Source organism: Aestuariimicrobium kwangyangense DSM 21549 (genome assembly GCF_000421525.1).
Taxonomy (GTDB): Bacteria; Actinomycetota; Actinomycetes; order Propionibacteriales; family Propionibacteriaceae; genus Aestuariimicrobium; species Aestuariimicrobium kwangyangense.
The window spans coordinates 314,813-333,172 of the sequence record NZ_ATXE01000002.1; the positions used below are offsets into that span (position 1 = coordinate 314,813).

Below are 18,360 nucleotides of genomic sequence, written 5' to 3' on the forward strand. Positions count from 1 at the left end.
GCCTAGGCCTTCATGGCGCTCTTGGCACGTGCCAATGGAACGAGCTAAGCTGCGATCACCACGTACCCCAGGAGACGCCGATGCCCATCTCGCTCACCTCGTTGCTCAGCCCCGGGCCAGAGTTCACCCAGCCCCCCGAGGAGCCCTCGCTTCGCTGGGGGCTGCTCGGTCCCGGCTGGATCGCCGACATCTTCACCCGGGCGATGCGCCACACCCCACAGCGGATGGTCGCCGTCGGATCCCGCTCACTCGAACGAGCCGAGGTGTTCGCCAAGGACCACGGCATCGAGCGCGCCCACGGTTCCTACGAGCAGTTGCTCGCCGACCCCGACGTCGACGTGGTCTACATCGCAACGCCGCAGAGTGAGCACCTGCAGCAGGGCCTGGCAGCCATCGCGGCGGGCAAGCACGTGATCATCGAGAAGCCCTTCACCTGCACCCCGGACGACGCCCGCACCCTGGTCGAGGCGGCCCGGGCCGCCGGGGTGTTCGTCACGGAGGCGATGTGGTCGCGCTACCTGCCGCAGACCGACATCTGCCGTCGGCTGGTCTCCGAGGGTGTGCTGGGCGACCTGCACAGCGTGGTCGCCGACCACGGCCAGCTGATCCCCCACACCCCGGGCCATCGACTCTTCCGCCCGGAACTCGGCGGTGGAGCCCTGCTCGACCTCGGCATCTATCCCGCCCAACTGGCCTCCATGCTGTTCGGAGCGCCCACCTCGGTGACCGCCGTGGGGGCAGTGGACAGCGGTGTCGACACCTCGGCGACCGTGGCCCTCACCCACGCCGGCACGGACGCACCGTCCACCCTCACCACCAGCATCACCGCCGTGTCGTCCAACCGGGCGACCGTCGTCGGCACCGAGGCCCGCGTCGAACTCGACGGGCGCTTCTACAACCCGACCACGCTGAAGGTCCTCTCCCGCGAGGGTGAGGCCTGGGGCGAGTACACCGACACCACCGGCCGACCCGGCATGGAGGGCCTGTCGTGGCAACAGTCGGCCTACGCGCGCATGATCAGCGAGGGGCGCACCGAGTCGCCCCTGCACCCGCACGACGAGATCGTCTCGATCATCGCCACCCTCGACGAGGCCCGCCGTCAGGTGTTGGCCTCGGCCGCGGCGTCCCGATGAACGGTGATCGGCTCGCCGAGCTCGAGGCCCAGGACGTCATCTGGCTGCGGCACTTCGATGCCGCCGACGCCTGGCAGCTGGGGTGCCTCGTCGTCGATCGGGCCCTGTCGGACAAGCTGGCGGTGCTGGTCGACATCCGCCGTGCCAACCTGCAGCTGTTCCGGGCCTCACTGCCCGGGGTCCGCCCCGACCAGGAGGTCTGGGCCGAACGCAAGGCCCGCGTCACCCTGCGACTGGAATGCTCGAGTGCCCTCGCCGGCGAGCGGTTCCGGGTCTGGGGCATCGACCCCGTTGAGATCGGGTGGCTTGACCACGGTTACGCGCCCGGGGGCGGTTCATTCCCCGTGCGGGTGACCGGGGTGGGGGTGGTGGCGGCGATCACCGCTTCGGGGTTGACCTCCGACGAGGACCACGAGCTCGTCCGGTGGGGTGTCGAGCAGCTGGCGCTCCGCCAGCAGGACGAGGCCTGACCCGCCCCAGCAGGACAGATCAGCCCAGCAGGACAGCCGACAACTGCTCGGCCGTGTCGACGACCGCAGCGTTCGGCAGGGCGCGCAGGTCGTCGGCCAGGCCGGCACCCCAGGTGACGGCCAGCCCGTCCATGCCTGCGTCCACCGCAGCCAGCAGGTCGACGGCGGCGTCGCCCACGTACACCGCCGCCGCCGGGTCGAAGGCCAGGGTCTTGCAGGCCGTGAGCAGGGGTTCGGGGTGCGGTTTGTGCCGGGTCGAGTCCTCCAGCCCGACGCTGACGTGCAGGTGCTCGTCGAATCCCAGCACCCCGCAGGGCCCATTCGGCGCTCTCGCGGTAGCGCGAGGTGACCACGGCCATGCCCACCCCGGCCCCGGCCAGGTCGTGCACCACCTCGAGCACTCCCGGGTATGGCCGGATCAGCTCCTCGAAGTGCTCGTACTGCCAGCCGCGGTAGGCCGTGACCAGGTCGGGGGCTCGCTCTGGTCCGGCCAGTTCGGTGAACATGTCGATCAGCGTGCGACCGATCCAGGACTGGATGGTGGCGTCGTCGGCCGGGCTCCAGGCCGAAGTGCTCGATCGTCCACCGGTACGACGCCAGGATCATCGGGATGGTGTTGGCGAGGGTGCCGTCGAGATCGAACAGGACGTGGGGCCAGCGCGCAGTCATGGCTGTCACCGTAGTCAAGGGCCACCCCGCCGCCGGGCAGGTGAGGGCGCCCTGAGATCATGGTCGCGAGGAGATGACCCGATGACGACCGACGTGCGTGAGCCCCACAACCCGGGTACAGGCAGGCCCGCCCGCCAGAAGTCGTTCGTCCAGCCCATGTGCCCCCTGCGACCTGGCGACCGTTGCTCCCTGTGCGTGCCGGGTGCCACGGGTCCCCAGGACTGCGGCCTCGTCTGGCTGGTGATGGACGACCCGGAGATGAAGGACCAGTTGGCCGAGTACCGCCGGGCCGCACGCAACGCCAGCTGAACCGCCCACGACAGGTTTTGGACCACTTTCGCAGCATCACAGCGATATCTCAGGCGCGATCCCTTGATCGCGGCTAGTGTCACGTCATGAGGACAGATTCCGCCGAAGATGTACGCTCACGACTGGGCGCCCACCTGCTCGTGGACGGACTGCCGCTGGTGCTCGACCTGAAGGCCTCGCACGGCACCACCCTCGTCGACCAGGCCACGGGTGAGCAGTACCTCGACATGTTCACCTTCTTCGCCTCGAGCGCGCTGGGCATGAACCACCCGATGCTGGTGGACGACGCCACCTTCCGCGAGGAACTGCTCGACGCAGCGATGAACAAGCCGTCGAACTCCGACGTCTACACCGAGGCGATGGCCCGCTTCGTCGACACCTTCGCCCGGGTCATGGGCGATCCGGCCCTGCCCCATTACTTCTTCATCGAGGGTGGGGCCGCCGCCGTCGAGAACGCGTTGAAGGTGTGCTTCGACTGGAAGTCACGACACAACGAGTCGCAGGATCGCTCCCCCGAGTTGGGTACCCGGGTGCTGCACCTGCGCGACGCCTTCCATGGACGCTCCGGCTACACCATGAGCCTGACCAACACCGAGCCCGGCAAGGTCGCCCGCTACCCGAAGTTCGAATGGCCGCGGCTGTCGTCGCCGTACCTGTCCGAGGGGCGCGACATGGACCGCGTCGAGGCACACACCCTGGCCGAGGCCGAGCAGGCCTTCGCCGCCCACCCCCACGACATCGCCTGCTTCATCGCCGAGCCCATCCAGGCCGAGGGGGGTGACCACCACTTCAGGCCGCAGTTCCTCCGTGCCATGCGCGACCTCTGCCACGCCAACGATTCCTTGTTCGTGCTTGACGAGGTGCAGACCGGGGGCGGCATGACGGGCAAGCCGTGGGCCTACCAGGTGCTCGACGTGCAACCCGACGTGGTCAGCTTCGGCAAGAAACTGCAGGTCTGCGGGCTGATGGCCGGCGGCCGGGTCGACGAGGTGCCCGACAACGTGTTCCGCGTCCCCAGCCGGATCAACTCCACGTGGGGCGGCAACCTCACCGACATGGTGCGCAGCCGACGCATCCTCGAGGTGATCGAGTCGGAGGCCCTGATGGACAACGCCGCCATCGAGGGCGACCACCTGTTGTCACGCCTGACCGAGCTGTGCGAACGCCATCCGGCAGCCTCGAACGCGCGCGGACTGGGACTGATGTGCGCCATCACCCTGCCCAACCGGGTCGTGCGGGACGCCTTGCTGGGCGACCTGTTGCGTGACCACGTGATCATGCTGGGCTGTGGTGAACGGTCCCTGCGGGTGCGGCCGCCGTTGACCGTCACCCGCGGGTCCATCGACCGAGCCTGTGACGCGCTCGACCACGCGCTCACCCGATGGGATGACTGATCAGCGGGGGCTGCCCGTCGTGATGTTCGCGGCGGCGCCGCAGCAGGATGGCACCACCGGACGAGGCCAGCAACGTCAGCCCGGCGATCAGCACCGCCCCACCGGCTCCCAGCGATCCCTCGGTCCACTCGACCAGTGCCTCGGTGACCGAGACGGTCAGAGCCACCACCCCGACGGCGAGGAAGGGCCAGTCACCGCGCCACCAGTACAACCCGAACAGCACCAACGCGATCGCGAAGGTCATGGCGTGGGCCCATCCGGGGTTCTCCTGGCTGAGCAGGAACTGCGCACCGGCGAGCAGGTACACCGACCCGACGGCCCTGCCCAGGGTCACCTCGCGCCACCGGTGCAGTTCGGCCAGCACGAGCCACGTGGCACCGACCACCAGGATGGCCAGGCTGCGCCACAGTTCTGCACCGCGACCCTCGCCCAGCCAGGTGGTGACGATCAGGTTGAACACGGCGATCGCCAGGCCCAGGTGCACCACGATGCTCGGGACCACCAGATAGGCCACCAGCAGCACCACCAAGGCCACCGAGACACCCCAGGTCATCGACACGTTGTGCATGTCGTAGTTCTCGGGTGGGTGGTACCGGGTGGTGAACAGGTAGCTGCCCACGGCCAGTCCGACGCCGACGGCAGCCGCCAACGTCAACGTGCTGACGAAGTAGCGAGGACGAAGGGCGAGGCGTCGTCCGCTGTTCCAGGAGCCCCCGGCGATCCGGGTGGTGAGGGCCGCCCCGACGAGCAGCACTGCGGCGATGGCCAGGATGATGATGCTACGGGGCAGCGGTTCGATCTCACCCCAGTACTGGGCCCCCAGCAGCACGATGGAGGCGACCACCAGGGCGGCGCCGGCATAGCCTGCGACCTCCGACAGACGCGGGCGACCACTGCCCGCGGGCGGGGCGGATGGAGGAGCGGCGAGCACCCCCTCCGCCGGGCTGGTCTTCACGGCGTCGGCGGCGGTGGGAGTGGCGGCCGGCACGGGCGTAGTCGCGAGCGAGCGCTCGACCACGGTGAGGGCGGCCTCGGCACGGGCTGTGTCGAGGATTCCCTCGGAGACGAGGGCCGCCACGATGCGGCCCGAAGTGCCACTCTGGTACATGAACCAATGATACCCCCGGGGGCATGGTTCAGCGGTGTGAAAGAGGTCACGACAGGTCGCCCCGCACGGGTGCTGGGGCAGCGGCCGAAAGCGTCGCGGGAAGGTGTTTCATGACTGGCTCAAGGTTCGTCGAGACCCATCGACTGAGGGCGGCGTTCGCCCGGTCGCTGTCGTCCATGTACGGCAACGAGGTGCCTGCCTACACCACCTTGGTCGAGGTCTCGACGCAGGTGAACAGCGATGCGCTCGCGGCAGATCCGGCCCGCGCCCAGCGCTTGGGACGGATCGACCGGGTGACCGCTGAGCGCCATGGCGCCATCCGGGTCGGTACCGCCCGCGAGTTGGCGAGGGTGGCGACCATCTTCGCTGCGCTGGGCATGTCGCCGGTCGGGTTCTACGACCTGCGGGGCTCACAGAGCACCAGCCTGCCGATCGTGTCGACTGCCTTTCGTCCGACCAGCCGTGAGGCGTTGGCGATCAACCCGTTCCGGGTGTTCACCTCGGTGCTGGTCACCGACGACCGGCGCTACTTCGACGCCGACCTGCAATCCGAACTGGACGCCTTCCTGGCACGGCGGGAACTGTTTCCCGACGTGGTCATCGCCCTGGCCGAACGGGCCGAGCGGGAGGGCGGCCTCGACGAGGGAGACGCCGAGGAGTTCCTGCGTCGGGCCACGGCCTGCTTCGAACTGTCGACCGAACCGGTGGACCGCGCCTGGTACGAACGGCTGGCGCGGATCTCGGGGGTGGCCGCCGACATCGGCGGAGTCACCTCGACCCACATCAACCACCTCACGCCGAGGGTGCTCGACATCGACGACCTCTACCGGCGGATGACCGAGCGGGGCATCACGATGATCGACGAGATCCAGGGGCCACCACGCTGGCACGGACCCGACGTGCTGCTGCGGCAAACCTCGTTCAAGGCGTTGGCCGAACCACGACGCTTCCGCGAGGCGGACGGGTCGGTGGTGGAGGGTCACCTCAGCGTGCGCTTCGGTGAGGTCGAACAGCGCGGCATCGCCCTCACCCGTGTCGGGCGTGACCTCTACGATCGGCTGGTGGTCGAGGTCGACGAGCGGGTGGCCCGGGGTGCCGAGCGGGACGAGGCGAAACTCGCGGCCTGGCAGTCGCTCCCCACCACCGAGGCCGATCTGGACCGGCTGGGACTGGGGTTCTTCGAGTACAGGCTGAGCGCTGATCGTCCCGCCGGTGAACCGCCCGCCGACCTCGATTCACTGCTCGACGAGGGATGGCTCGAGGCGACGCCGATCGTCTACGAGGACTTCCTGCCGCGCTCGGCCGCGGGCATCTTCGCCTCGAACCTCGACGATGCGGGCACCAGTGACACGGCCGCCCAGGGGAGTCTCCGCGACGAGGGTTGGATGGCCGAGGCCCTCGGGCGTGACCTGGGTGATCCGTTCGTCCTCTACGAACAGCAGCGCGCCGCCTCGTTGGGCACGTGCGCCCGCGACCTGGGACGCGACCGCGTCCGAATCGACCGGCCCCGAACCCAGCAGCCCCGAACCGACACCCGAGGAGCCTGAATGACCAGCCACGACGACCTCGTCGACCGCGCCCGCCGAGCCTTGACCGCCGTCGGTGTCTCGCTCCCCGAGATGTCCGACTCGCCCATGAGCGCCCGCTCCCCCATCAGCGGCAGCGATCTGTTCCCGCTGTCCGCCGGCGGCGATCCGGCGGCCGAGATCGGACGAGCGTCCGCCGCCTTCAGCGGCTGGCGGGAGGTGCCCGCCCCCGTGCGGGGGCGGGTCGTGAAGCGTCTGGGCAGGCTGATCAGCGAGCACCAGGAACACCTCGCCGACCTCGTCACCATCGAGGCGGGCAAGATCCGCTCCGAGGCGCTCGGTGAGGTGCAGGAGATGGTCGACATCTGTGACCTCGCCGTCGGGCTCTCGCGGCAACTGTTCGGTCGGACGATGCCCTCGGAGCGGATCGGGCACCGGCTGCAGGAGACCTGGTACCCCGTGGGGGAGGTCGGCGTCATCTCGGCCTTCAACTTCCCGGTCGCCGTCTGGTCGTGGAACACCGCTGTCGCCCTGGTCTGCGGGAACACCGTCGTCTGGAAGCCCAGCGAACTGACCAGCCTGTGTGCACTGGCCTGTTCGGCCCTGGTGGAGCGCGCACTGGTCGAGGAAGGTCACTCCCCCGACGTGCACCGCCTGCTGCTGGGCGATCGGTCGGTGGGCGAGCTGCTGGTGGACGATCCGCGGGTGGCGCTGGTGAGTGCCACCGGGTCCACCAGGATGGGTCAGCAGGTGGGTCCCCGCGTCGCGGCCCGGTTCGGGCGTTCGCTGCTCGAGCTCGGCGGGAACAACGCCGTCATCGTCACTGCCAGTGCCGACCTGGACCTGGCAGTCAGCTCGATGGTGTTCGCTGCTGCCGGCACCGCCGGTCAGCGTTGCACCACCCAGCGCAGGCTGCTCGTGCATCGCTCGGTCGCCGATGAGGTCTGCCGCAGGCTCGAACGCGCATTCGCCTCGCTTCCCGTCGGCGACCCGTTCGACGAACACACCCTGGTGGGGCCGCTGATCAGCGAACACGCCGCCGACCAGATGGCGAGCGCACTCGACGCAGCCCGGAAGCAGGGCGGCACCGTCACCGGTGGCGAACGGGTCGACACCGGCATGGGCGGGGTGTGGGTGCGGCCCGCACTCGTCCGGCTTCCGGAGCAGGCCGGGGTGGTGCTGACGGAGACGTTCGCCCCGATCCTGTACGTGCTGACCTGGGACGACCTGGACGAGGCCATCACGCTGCACAACGCGGTACCGCAAGGCCTGTCGGGGGGCATCTTCACCCGCGATCAGGCGGAGGCCGAGCGCTACCTCGCCGCGGCCGACACCGGTATCGCCAACGTCAACGTGGCCACTTCGGGGGCCGAGATCGGTGGCGCATTCGGCGGCGAGAAGCAGACCGGGGGTGGCCGGGAATCGGGGTCGGATGCCTGGCGGGGGTACATGCGCCGCCAGACCGCCACCATCAACTACTCGGGCCACGTCGCCCTTGCCCAGGGTGTGGACTTCGGCTGAGGGTCACCCGTGACCCGCCTGCGGCGGTAGCGTCCAGCGCGTGACCAGATTCCTGGACCGGTCTGGTGGCTGGCCGCCCTACGCGAACGGACGCACGGTCGGTGAGTGTCTTGGGGTGGTGCTGGACGAGACATGGTGGCACCACCGCTTCTGCGTCCGTGACCTCGACCTGATCACGGCTTCGTTCGATCGGGAGGGCGCAGGTGGCTGAGTCACCCACCCCCTTGCATCTCTCAGCGGCCCAGGCTCGTCGGATCGCGCTCACCTCCCAATGCCTGACCGCACGTCGCCCGTCGGGCGTCGTAGACACGGTGGACAGGCTGGCCGCCGTCCAGGTGGACCTGACCAGTCATGTCGCCCCCAACGTCGAGTTGGTGCTCTGGAGCCGGCTGGGCGACGGGTTCGACACGGAGCAGTTGGGGCTGGCCCTCGAGCGGAGGGAACTCGTCGAGATCCACGGGTTCCTCAGGCCTGCCGACGACATCGCGCTGTTCCGGGCCCAGATGGACGCATGGCCGGGCCCGCACGCCGCCGACTGGCAGGTCGCGACCGCCCGGTGGCTGGACACCAATGCGCGGGCCCGCGATGACATCCTTCAGACCCTGCGCTCAGAGGGACCGCTTCGGTCCGGTCAACTGCCGCAGGACGGGTTCGTCAGGCCGTGGCGTTCGTCGGGCTGGAACTCAGGCAAGAACGTGCAGATGATGCTCGAGCGACTCGAGGAGGCCGGTCAGGTGGCGGTCTCACACCGGGAAGGCCGTGAACGCGTCTGGGAGCTGGCCGAACGCATCTACCCCGAGGTGTCGCCCGTCGCTCTCGACGATGCGCTCCGCCTGCAGGCGGAACGTCGGCTCGGCTCGATGGGACTGCTCCGGGGCACGTCGGCCAAGGTTCCCGGCGAGCCCAATGACGTCGGTGAGATCGGGGTGGAGGCCGTCGTCGACGGAGTGCGCGGTCGCTGGCGTCTGTCCCCCGACCTTGCCACCGTCATCGACGATCCCGGTGAGTCCTTCAGCGGACGAACCGCGGTGCTCTCGCCACTCGACCGGCTCATCTTCGACCGACGGCGGATGGCCGAGTTGTTCGAGTTCGACTACACCCTCGAGATGTACAAGCCGGCCGCGAGCAGAAGGTGGGGCTACTTCGCGCTTCCCGTGCTGCACGGCGATCGTCTGGTCGGCAAGGTCGACGCCGAGGCCGATCGCCGCGGTGGATTCCTGAGGGTGCACGCCGTGCACCGTGATGAGCCCTGGGCCCCGGGGACCGTCGATGACGTCGAGCGGGAACTGGAGGCGCTGGCCCGCATGCTCGGGCTGCTCATCGAGTTCGAGTGAGGCCCACCTCACTCACGTCGGTGCGGCTCCGGGACTCGGGTTCGCCGTGGTCGGCGCACGCGGTGGATGCGGGGGTCGTGGTTCGAGCCGTCGAAGTTGATCGAGCCCCAGGAAAGACGTTCTCCACGGAAGGGGCTCCTGGCCACCTGTGGTCGGTCGGGCCAGTGTGCGCGCAGGTGGGCGGCCACGGTCGGAGCGACGCCTCCGTCCGCTGCTGGGCTCGGTGGGGCGGGGCGTCCGATGGTGTGTCCCCCAGGGGTGGTGAAGGTGAGCCCATCTGCGGTGGTGGGGCTCCCAGCGATCGTGAACTCGCCCTGATGATGGGCGCGGTGGTGGTGCGGACACAGGCTGACCAGGTTCTGCGGATCAGTCGGACCGCCATCTCGCCAGTGGACGATGTGGTGGTTCTCCAGGAAGCCGGTGACCGGGCATCCCGGGAAGCGGCAGCCGCGGTCACGGTCCTCGATCAACCGACGGGTCCGGCGGGGCACGATCCGCTGTCCCCGACCGACCGCCACCGGGACGCCGTCTCGTTCCCACACGGGAGTGATCGTCCCGTCACAGGTGACGTGCCGAGCCAGGTTCGCCGGCAGCGCCCCTCGGCGGTTCACCCACGCGTGGTCGTCGACGTCCAGATGGATCAACACCCGGTACGTCTCACGCCGCTCGACGCCGCTCACGGCCGACAGGGATCGTGTGCACACCTCGCGCAGTCCGTCCGCCAGGGTGGCTCCCGTCTGGCCGCTGGTGAACAGGGCGTCCTTGGCCTCCCGGACGGCCTGCTCCACGAGAACGCCGTCGGTCGGAGTGCACTCGTAACGGAGCACGAACCGGCCGTCCCGTTGGTGCAGTGACAGGGTCGCTGGACGGTGTTCGGGCTTGTCGCGCGGTTCCTCGTGTGGTGGCTGCTCGCGGTCGAAGTGGTAGTGGGCGACCACCCTGGCCAGTTGCGTGGTGGTGGTCGCCTCGGCGAGGTGGGCGACCTGGTCGACCACCTCCTCGGGGGTCTCGGCCGGCAGGTGGCGGGCGATCACCGCCGCTTGGTCGAGGGTGACGGCGCCGGTCTCCATCCGGGCCACCACGGCGCCGAGGTCGGGGGCTCGCTCAGCCACTCGCACCAGGTCACGACACTGGCCGACCCCGAGCCCGGTGTAGACCTGCAGCCAGTGTTCCGGAGAGCGGACACCGTCTCCGGCCCATCCCGATGACGCCAGCAGTTCGACCGTGAACGCGACCAGATCGGCTTGTGCCTGACACAGCACACCGGCCAGGGCCGAGGCGCGACCCGTTCGGGCAGCCCACGCCTGCCCATCGCTCAACCCGTCGAACTCCGCCATGCGACCACGCTACGAAACCCCTCAGACATTTTTTCGAACACGCGTACGGATCCCTCCGCTTGGGGAAGAATGTGAACCTGTCACGCGTTGTGCCCACGGTTGTGACGAAAGGACTCCCATGGCGAACACGCACCGCATCGATGACTCAGCAGTCCAGTGGCGAGATGCCGAGGGCGGACGGGAAGGCTCCCACCTGCTGCTGATGTTGCACGGTGTCGGCAGCAACGAGCACGACCTGATCGGTCTGGCTCCGTACCTCCCGACCCAGCTCACGGTGGCGTCCCTGCCCGGACCCCTGCCGTGGCCCAACGGCGGCCGCTCGTGGTTCGACGTCACCCCCGATCACTCGACCGACACCAGCAAGATCTCCGCCTCGGTCGCAGGCATCCTCGACTGGCTCGACGCGCGCCCCGAGGGCTTCGAGTCCGTGGGTGTGCTCGGCTTCTCCCAAGGTGCCGCGACGGCCCTCCAGTTGGTACGCACCGACATCGACCGGTTCGCCTACGTGGTCGCGCTCTCGGGCTTCGTCTACAACGGCGGCGGCGAGAACGACGCGGCACTGGCCGCTCGCGGACTGCCGGGATTCGTCGCCTTCGGCACCGCCGACCAGGTGATCACCGCCGAGAAGACCCGCGCCACCCTCGACTGGGCACCCGACCACCTCGACCTCGAACTGCACGACTACCCGATGGGGCACACCATCATCGAACCGGAACTGGAAGACGTGGTCGCCTTCCTGCAGCGACAACTGGCGCGCACACGCGCCTGAGGTGCCCGCCGGGTGCCCATCACACCCTCACCCAGTCACGGCGAACGTCCGCTGTGCCCATTGCATCGATGCATACACTGACCGCACTCCCGCCCACGGAAGGACCCCCGTGATCCAGTTCGAGCAGGTCTCGAAGGTGTACGCCCGCGGGTCCGTCGCGGTCGAGGACTTCACGCTCGTCGTCCCGTCCCACCGCACGGTGGTGCTGGTCGGCTCGTCCGGTTCGGGCAAGACGACCCTCATGCGCATGGTCAACCGGATGGTCGACCCGACCTCGGGCAGGGTGCTGATCGATGACGTCGATGTCCGCGAGGGCGACCCGGTGAAGCTGCGCCGACGGATCGGCTACGTCCTCCAACAAGGGGGCCTGCTCCCCCACCGCACCGTGGTCGACAACATCGCGACCGTGCCCGTGCTCAACGGCACCAGCCGTCGCCAGGCCCATCATGACGCCCTGGGACTGCTCGAGCGGGTCGGGTTGTCGTCCGAGGTGGCCAAGCGCTACCCGGCCCAACTCTCCGGCGGCCAGCAACAACGCGTGGGCGTCGCCCGGGCGCTGGCGTCCGACCCCAACATCCTGCTGATGGACGAACCCTTCGGTGCCGTCGACCCGATCGTGCGCCGCGATCTGCAGGACGAACTGCTGCGACTGCAGGCCGATCTCGGCAAGACCATCCTGTTCGTCACCCACGACATCGACGAGGCCTTCCGACTCGGCGACGAGGTGGTCGTGCTGCGCGAGCGGGGCCAGATCGCCCAGCAGGGCACGCCGGAGCAGATCCTCGCCCACCCGGCCGACGACTTCGTCCGACACTTCATCGGTGCCGACCGCTCGGAACGGTCCCTCACCACGACCCGGGTCGACGGACGACTCGTCGTCGTCGACGGTCAGGGACGACCGGTGGGCGTCATGCGGGACGGCGCATGAACTGGTTGCGGCTCAACTGGACCCAGGTCGTTGACCTCACCGTCGACCACCTGCTGCTCAGCGTGCCCGCCATCGTGATCAGCGTGCTGGTGGCCGTCCCCATCGGACGACTGGCGCACCGCCGTCCGCGCTGGGGTTCACCCCTGTTGGGGGCCGCCTCGCTGATGTACGCCATCCCGGCACTACCGCTGCTGATCATCATCCCGGCCGTGTTCGGCACCCCGCTGAGGTCGTCGGCCACCATGGTCATCGCGCTCAGCATCTACGGGGTCGCCCTGCTGGTGCGCACGGCCGCGGACGCCTTCGCATCCGTCGACACCCACACCCGCGACGCCGCGGTCGCGATCGGCTGCTCGCCACGAAGCCTGCTCTGGCGCGTGGACCTGCCGATGGCGCTGCCCGTGCTGTTGTCGGGCATCCGCGTGGTCACCGTCTCGACCATCGGGTTGGTCACCATCGGTGCACTGATCGGGGTCTCGAGCCTGGGCAACCTGCTCACCGACGGGTTCCAGCGGGGCATCGCCGGTGAGGTGCTGACCGGGGTCGTGGTGACCGTGCTGCTAGCCCTGGTGCTCGACGGATTGTTGTTGCTGGCCGGACGACTGCTCACCCCCTGGCGGGTGAGCGCATGAACCTGTTCGCCCAGGCACTGGCCTGGCTCGGTGACGGAACCCACTGGCAGGGCTCCTCGGGCATCCCCACCCGGGTGCTGCAGCACCTGGGAATCACGCTGCTGACCCTGGTGATCGCCGCAGCCATCGCGTGGCCGGCCGGGGTGCTGGTGGGCCACACCCGCCGCGGGTCAGGGATGATCGGGGCGATTACCGGCGGCGCCCGCGCGATCCCCACCCTGGGGCTGCTCACCCTGTTCGGGCTCTGGCTCGGCATCGGCCTGTCCGCCCCCGTGCTCGCCCTCGTGGTGCTGGCCATCCCCTCGCTGCTGGCAGGGGCCTACGCCGGCATCGAGAACATCGACGCCACCATTCCCCAAGCCGCCAAGGCGATCGGGATGACACCTGCACAGGTGATCCGCTCGGTCGAACTACCGTTGGCGCTGCCCGTCATCATCGGCGGGCTGCGCTCGGCCACCCTGCAGGTGGTCGCCACCGCCACCCTCGCCGCCTACACCAGCGACACCGGCCTCGGCCGCTACCTGTTCGCCGGCCTCAAGACCCGCGACTACCCCCAGATGCTCGGCGGGGCCCTGTTGGTGGTCGTCCTCACCCTCGTGCTCGAACTCGTGCTGGCCTCCTGCCAGCGACTCGCGACCAACCGGGTCGCACATCCCGAAAGGAACCTTCCATGACCGGAATCCCGTTCATCACCCCGGTGCCCCGGCGCTCCCTCCTCGCGCTGGCGGGGGTAGTCGCCCTCGCCGGATGCGGCTCCTCCGACCCGCTCACCGAGGGCACCACGAGCAGCGCACCGTCGTCCGGTGGTTCGGCCGGCGGCGCGACCATCGTGATCGGCTCCCAGGACTACTACTCCAACGAGATCATCGCGGAGACCCACGCGCAGGCCCTCGAGAAGGCTGGCCACAAGGTGAAGCGGCAGTTCAAGATCGGGCAGCGCGAGGTCTACCTGCCCGAGATCGAGGCAGGCAAGATCGACCTGTTCCCGGAGTACTCCGGCCCGCTGCTGCAGTACTGGGTCAAGGACACCAAGGCACGCCTGGCCGACGACGTGTACGCCGAACTCAAGAAGTCCACCAAGAACGGGCTGCGGGTGCTCGACCAGTCACCGGCCACCGACCAGGACTCCTACACCGTCACCAAGGAGTTCGCCGACAAGTGGGGTCTGACCACTATCGACGACTTCAAGAAGGTGACCGTACCGATGACCATGGGCGGCAACTCCGAGGGTGAGTCGCGGCCCAACGGCCCCAAGGGGCTCGAGGCGACCTACGGCGTCAAGGTGGGCTTCAAGCCCATCGAGGACGGTGGCGGCCCCCTCACGGTCAAGGCGCTGAAGGACAACGACATCCAGCTCGCCATCATCTACACCGCCGACCCGACCATCGCCGCCAACGGTCTGGTCTCGCTCAAGGACACCAAGGGGCTGTTCCTGGCCTCGCACGTGGTGCCGCTGGCCAGCAAGAACGTGGACGACGCAGCCGCCGCGGTCATCAACAAGGTCTCGGCCGCCATGACCCCCGAAGACCTGATCAAGATGAACGGACGCTCCGTCAAGGAGGAACTGCCCGCGGCGACCATCGCCAAGGACTGGCTGGCCGAGAAGAAGCTGGGCTGACCCGTGCCCGAAGGTGATGCGGTGTGGCGGGCCGCGCGTCGACTGCACGACGCGCTGGCCCGCCGCCCCATCACCGCCTGGGAACTGCGCTGGGGTCGTCTCGGCGCCTCCGACAAGCGCGGACGAACCACCCTCGAGGTCGTCCCCCGCGGCAAACACGTGCTGCACCGGCTGGACGACGGGTGGACCCTGCACACCCACCTGCGCATGGACGGCCGGTGGGCCGTCGGCCCGGTCGGACGCGCCCGGCCACGCGGTTTCGCGTCAGACCCGTCGATCAGGGTGCTGGTCGGCACTGCCGAGAGCCTCGCCACCGGACGAAAACTGGGCATGGTCGACCTCGTCCCCACCGACCGGGAACACGAATTGGTGGGTCACCTCGGGCCCGACCTGCTCGGCGAGGACTGGGACGCCGAGGAAGCCCTCCGACGGCTTCGGGAGCGACCCGATCGACCCTTGGGTGCAGCCCTGCTCGACCAGTCCAACCTGGCCGGGATCGGCACCATGTGGGACGCCGAGATCTGTTTCCTCGAGAAGGTCAGCCCGTGGCTGCCCGTGGGCAGTCTCAACGACGAGGCTCTGGCGGCGGTCGTGGCGCGGGCCCATCGGCTGCTGACCGGCACCCTGCGCTTCCAAGGGTCGGTGTCCACCGGCGACTGGCGCGACCCGCTCTACATCTACGGCAAACCCGGACGACCCTGTCCGGGCTGCGCCACACCGTTGACCAAGGCCAGCATCGGTGAGGCACCGGAGCAGCGGGAGCTGTACTTCTGCCCCCGCTGCCAACCGGTGCCTGGTCGTGACTGAGGGGTGTCAGTCGATCTTGCGGTCGGCGGCCAGCGCATCGGCTGCCGCCTGGGTGGCGCTGCTGTCACCGTCGGTGGCGAGCTTGCCGTTGTCGTCCTCGAGATGGGCGCGGATGAACCACTGGAACTTCTCCAGCTCCGCGACCTGCGCGATCAGCATGTCCTGGGTGACCAGGTCGATGTCCTCGGACTCGTCCATCAGTTCCCGGTGGCCCTCGATCACTCCGCTGTAGACGACCGCGAGCGCGCCCAGGTGCTCCGCGGCCTGCGCGCGTCCGATCGGGTAGTCGTTCCAGGTGCGGGCCTCGACCAGGGCGCCGGGGCAGCCGTTGGGAGAGATGCCCATGGCGGCCATGCGCTCGGCGACCACGTCGACCATGGCACGGACCGCGTCGACCTGCGGGTCGAGCATTTCGTGCACACCGATGAACTTGGGCCCGAGCACATTCCAGTGCGCGTGCTTGAGGGTCAGCTGCAGGTCGTTCAGCGCGTGCAGGCGCAGCTGCAGCTTCTGAGCCAGTTCCTGGCCCTGGGCCAGGTCGACACCGGGAACCGTGAACGAGGCGTTGGTGGAGGTGCTCTGCTTGCCGCCCGACGTGGACGGGCTCTTCTTGGTAGCCATGATCTCGAGGCTACCCACGCTTGAGACCCCTTGTCAGGAAGTGGGAGGGGCTCTGCCCTTTGGGGTGGGCGCGGGCTGTCGGCATGCGATCCCACTGCCGATCCACCCACTCGAACTCGACTCGCGATCCAAAACCGTGCCCAAGTTCCAGATGTTGCCCACCATGAGCCACATCCGCCGCCACAGGACGGATTTGGATCGTCCCGGGAGGACGACCACAGCCCTCAGGGATGGGCCGCGGCGACCTGGTCGGCGAGCAGCACGGCCACCCGGCGCTGTTCGAGCGTCGGATAGCTCGGTCGGGCGGTGGCCGTGAGCAGGAAGTGACCCACCACTCTGTTGCCGAGATGCACCGGTACGGCGACGTACTCGTCGTCGGGCAGTCCCGCAGCGTCCACGTCGACCGGCTCCCCGTTGCGGGTCAGCCCACCGTCATGGTCGAGCACGGCGATCCGGCTGTCACCCACGGGGCCATCGACGTAGCGGCAGCCGTCCGCGACGAGGATGGTGCCGATCTGGCGTGCCACGACCTCCACGAGGGCGTCAGGTTCGGCGCTGCCGGCGGCGACGGCTCGTGCAGCGCCCAGCACTCCCTCGAGGTAGCCCGCCTGTTCGGAGGCACGTCGCTGTTGCCGGTAGCCCCACAGTGCCACCTCCCCGACGACCAGACTGATCAGGACAAGCAGGGTGGTTGCCTCGATGTCGTCGGCCTTGGCGATGGTGAACCGCAGGTGCGGGGCGGTCAGGAAGAAGTCGTACCAGGCCCCGGACGACACCGCTGCCAACACTCCCGCCACCCGGTCGCCGGTGGCGGCTGCTGCCACCACCCAGACGACCAAGGCGAGCACCGCCGTGGCAGCCGTCACCCGGTCCCTGATCGTGGAGAGCAGCATCGCCGTGAGCAGGGGTGCCACGACCGCAGTCACCCGCACCGCCGGTCGCCACCACGTGGTGGCGGGCCACATCGACACGCGTCCGTTCATGACCATCGCTCCCCCGAGACTCTGAACAGGGTCCCTGCTCCAAGTCTGCGCCCCTCGGGCCGGAGTGGGAACGCCTCGCGGCCGATTCCCGATGATGGCGAGCCGGCTCGTGTCAGCGGCGAAGGGCCTCCGGCTGCAGTGCAGGGTTGACGTACGCGCTGTCGAACGGGTTCGGCGTCGTCCCCGGTGCCACGATCTCGTCGATCCGGTCGAGCACCTCTGCCGACAGGGTCAGGTCTGCCGCGGGCACCTGGGTGGTGAGTTGCTCCATGGTGCGCGGGCCGATGATGGCGCTGGTCACTGCAGGGTGGTTGACCACGAACGCGATCGCCAGTTCGACCAGGGTCATGCCGTTGTCCTCGGCCAACGAGGCCAGGGCGTCGGCGGCCTCGAGCTTGCCGGCGTTGGCCGGTTCGTCCAGGTTGTAGCGCCGGTTGAAGACACCACTGGCGCCGCGACCGGCCGACGGGGTGGGTGCCTCGGCGTCCTTGCGCCACTTCCCGCTCAGCCAACCACCGGCCAACGGTGAGTAGCAGATCACTCCCATGTGGTGTCGCAGGGTGGTGGGCAGCACGTCCACCTCGGGCAGACGCACCAACAGCGAATACGAGAGTTGCTCGCAGACCGGACGCACCGTGCCGCGGTCGCGGGCCGCCCACTGTGCCTCGACGATCTGGCTGGCCTGGAAGGCGGAGTGCCCGACATAGAGCACCTTGCCCTGACGCACGAGGTCGTCCAACGCGCCCAGGGTCTCCTCGATGTTGGTGTCGGGGTTGGGCCGGTGCAGCTGGTAGAGGTCGATGTGGTCGGTGCCCAGTCGGCGCAGCGAGTCCTCGACCGAGCGCACGATCCAGCGCCGGGAGGCCCCGCGGCGGTTCCGCTCGTCACCCATCGCCCCCTGGAACTTGGTGGCCAGCACCACGTCGTCGCGGCGGCCCTTGAGCGCCTGGCCCACGATCTCCTCGGACTCGCCCTGGGAATAGACGTCGGCGGTGTCGACGAAGTTGATGCCCGAGTCGAGGGCGGTGTGAATGATGCGCACGCAGTCGTCGCGGTCGCCATTGTTGACGCCACCGAACATCATCGTGCCCAGGCACAGGGTGCTGACCTGGACCCCGGTGTCACCCAGATTGCGGTATTGCATGGGGATCTCCTCTGATCAATGTGGTGGTTCGATCCTCGCACCGTCCCCCTTGGTCAG

Annotated in this window: 20 protein-coding genes and 1 pseudogene; 14 read left to right on the forward strand and 7 right to left on the reverse strand. The window is 68.9% G+C overall.

The window, feature by feature from the left end; genetic code table 11:
* The first annotated feature begins 80 nt into the window (after window positions 1-80).
* A complete protein-coding gene (locus H507_RS0108075; protein WP_022910215.1) occupies window positions 81-1,133 on the forward strand; it encodes a Gfo/Idh/MocA family protein in 1,053 nt (350 codons plus the stop codon).
* The gene (locus H507_RS0108080; RefSeq protein ID WP_022910216.1) at window positions 1,130-1,603 is read left to right on the forward strand and encodes a heme-binding protein; all 474 of its coding nucleotides are present in this window, start codon (window positions 1,130-1,132) and stop codon (window positions 1,601-1,603) included. Before H507_RS0108075 ends, H507_RS0108080 begins: the two co-directional genes overlap by 4 nt.
* 19 nt (window positions 1,604-1,622) lie before the next feature.
* Here H507_RS0108080 and H507_RS17310 read toward each other — a convergent pair whose 3' ends face one another.
* Entirely contained in the window at window positions 1,623-1,910 is a 288-nt protein-coding gene (locus tag H507_RS17310; protein WP_022910217.1) for an HAD family hydrolase, read from the reverse strand.
* Between the two features lie 49 nt (window positions 1,911-1,959).
* Window positions 1,960-2,109 (reverse strand): annotated as a pseudogene (locus tag H507_RS18455) (hypothetical protein); the annotation flags it as partial.
* A 244-nt stretch (window positions 2,110-2,353) separates the two neighbouring features.
* Here H507_RS18455 and H507_RS15625 point away from each other — a divergent pair.
* Both H507_RS15625 and lat read left to right on the forward strand, forming a co-directional pair.
* Window positions 2,354-2,581 carry a DUF6767 domain-containing protein gene (locus H507_RS15625; RefSeq protein ID WP_022910218.1) on the forward strand — a complete coding sequence of 76 codons (228 nt, stop codon included), beginning with the start codon at window positions 2,354-2,356 and terminating at the stop codon, window positions 2,579-2,581.
* An 86-nt stretch (window positions 2,582-2,667) separates the two neighbouring features.
* Window positions 2,668-3,975 carry an L-lysine 6-transaminase gene (lat, locus tag H507_RS15630; RefSeq protein WP_022910219.1) on the forward strand — a complete coding sequence of 436 codons (1,308 nt, stop codon included), beginning with the start codon at window positions 2,668-2,670 and terminating at the stop codon, window positions 3,973-3,975.
* Here lat and H507_RS0108100 read toward each other — a convergent pair.
* Window positions 3,956-5,083 carry a hypothetical protein gene (locus H507_RS0108100; RefSeq protein WP_022910220.1) on the reverse strand — a complete coding sequence of 376 codons (1,128 nt, stop codon included), beginning with the start codon at window positions 5,081-5,083 and terminating at the stop codon, window positions 3,956-3,958. The two genes, lat and H507_RS0108100, sit on opposite strands and share 20 nt — an antisense overlap.
* 110 nt (window positions 5,084-5,193) lie before the next feature.
* On the opposite strand from H507_RS0108100, the gene hglS reads away from it, so the two are divergent.
* The 4 genes from hglS to H507_RS0108120 all read left to right on the forward strand — a co-directional run bounded on the left by hglS (window position 5,194) and on the right by H507_RS0108120 (window position 9,464).
* Window positions 5,194-6,630 (forward strand): 2-oxoadipate dioxygenase/decarboxylase, encoded by a 1,437-nt coding sequence (hglS, locus tag H507_RS15635; RefSeq protein ID WP_022910221.1) that lies wholly within the window; start codon window positions 5,194-5,196, stop codon window positions 6,628-6,630.
* Entirely contained in the window at window positions 6,631-8,130 is a 1,500-nt protein-coding gene (locus tag H507_RS0108110) for an aldehyde dehydrogenase family protein (protein WP_022910222.1), read from the forward strand.
* Between the two features lie 40 nt (window positions 8,131-8,170).
* Window positions 8,171-8,341, forward strand: coding sequence for a hypothetical protein (locus H507_RS17840; protein ID WP_211217323.1), 171 nt, complete (start codon window positions 8,171-8,173; stop codon window positions 8,339-8,341).
* Between the two features lie 100 nt (window positions 8,342-8,441).
* Window positions 8,442-9,464, forward strand: coding sequence for a DNA glycosylase AlkZ-like family protein (locus H507_RS0108120; protein ID WP_245558875.1), 1,023 nt, complete (start codon window positions 8,442-8,444; stop codon window positions 9,462-9,464).
* Between the two features lie 8 nt (window positions 9,465-9,472).
* Here the strand turns inward: H507_RS0108120 and H507_RS17315 are convergent, their stop codons facing one another.
* Window positions 9,473-10,801: an HNH endonuclease signature motif containing protein gene (locus tag H507_RS17315; protein ID WP_022910225.1), complete on the reverse strand. Its 1,329-nt coding sequence runs from the start codon at window positions 10,799-10,801 to the stop codon at window positions 9,473-9,475.
* A 118-nt stretch (window positions 10,802-10,919) separates the two neighbouring features.
* Between H507_RS17315 and H507_RS0108130 the strand changes: the two genes are divergently transcribed.
* From H507_RS0108130 to H507_RS0108155, 6 genes are all read left to right on the forward strand, one after another.
* Window positions 10,920-11,570 carry an alpha/beta hydrolase gene (locus H507_RS0108130; RefSeq protein ID WP_022910226.1) on the forward strand — a complete coding sequence of 217 codons (651 nt, stop codon included), beginning with the start codon at window positions 10,920-10,922 and terminating at the stop codon, window positions 11,568-11,570.
* 109 nt (window positions 11,571-11,679) lie between these two features.
* Window positions 11,680-12,498, forward strand: a complete 819-nt coding sequence (locus H507_RS0108135; RefSeq protein WP_022910227.1) for an ABC transporter ATP-binding protein — start codon at window positions 11,680-11,682, stop codon at window positions 12,496-12,498.
* Window positions 12,495-13,130, forward strand: a complete 636-nt coding sequence (locus H507_RS0108140; protein ID WP_022910228.1) for an ABC transporter permease — start codon at window positions 12,495-12,497, stop codon at window positions 13,128-13,130. The genes H507_RS0108135 and H507_RS0108140 overlap by 4 nt, the downstream gene beginning before the upstream one ends.
* Complete coding sequence (locus tag H507_RS0108145) at window positions 13,127-13,804, forward strand: ABC transporter permease (RefSeq protein WP_022910229.1); 678 nt, start codon at window positions 13,127-13,129, stop codon at window positions 13,802-13,804. The genes H507_RS0108140 and H507_RS0108145 overlap by 4 nt, the downstream gene beginning before the upstream one ends.
* On the forward strand, window positions 13,801-14,748 hold the full coding sequence (locus H507_RS0108150) for an ABC transporter substrate-binding protein (protein WP_022910230.1): 948 nt from the start codon (window positions 13,801-13,803) through the stop codon (window positions 14,746-14,748). The genes H507_RS0108145 and H507_RS0108150 overlap by 4 nt, the downstream gene beginning before the upstream one ends.
* A gap of 3 nt (window positions 14,749-14,751) precedes the next feature.
* Window positions 14,752-15,555 carry a DNA-formamidopyrimidine glycosylase family protein gene (locus tag H507_RS0108155; protein ID WP_022910231.1) on the forward strand — a complete coding sequence of 268 codons (804 nt, stop codon included), beginning with the start codon at window positions 14,752-14,754 and terminating at the stop codon, window positions 15,553-15,555.
* Between the two features lie 6 nt (window positions 15,556-15,561).
* On the opposite strand, the gene H507_RS15645 is transcribed toward H507_RS0108155, so the two are convergent.
* From H507_RS15645 to H507_RS0108170, 3 genes are all read right to left on the reverse strand, one after another.
* The gene (locus tag H507_RS15645; protein WP_022910232.1) at window positions 15,562-16,176 is read right to left on the reverse strand and encodes a Dps family protein; all 615 of its coding nucleotides are present in this window, start codon (window positions 16,174-16,176) and stop codon (window positions 15,562-15,564) included.
* A gap of 224 nt (window positions 16,177-16,400) precedes the next feature.
* On the reverse strand, window positions 16,401-17,159 hold the full coding sequence (locus H507_RS15650) for a DUF4118 domain-containing protein (RefSeq protein WP_169512699.1): 759 nt from the start codon (window positions 17,157-17,159) through the stop codon (window positions 16,401-16,403).
* Between the two features lie 112 nt (window positions 17,160-17,271).
* Window positions 17,272-18,303, reverse strand: coding sequence for an aldo/keto reductase (locus H507_RS0108170; protein ID WP_022910234.1), 1,032 nt, complete (start codon window positions 18,301-18,303; stop codon window positions 17,272-17,274).
* Window positions 18,304-18,360 lie beyond the last annotated feature (57 nt).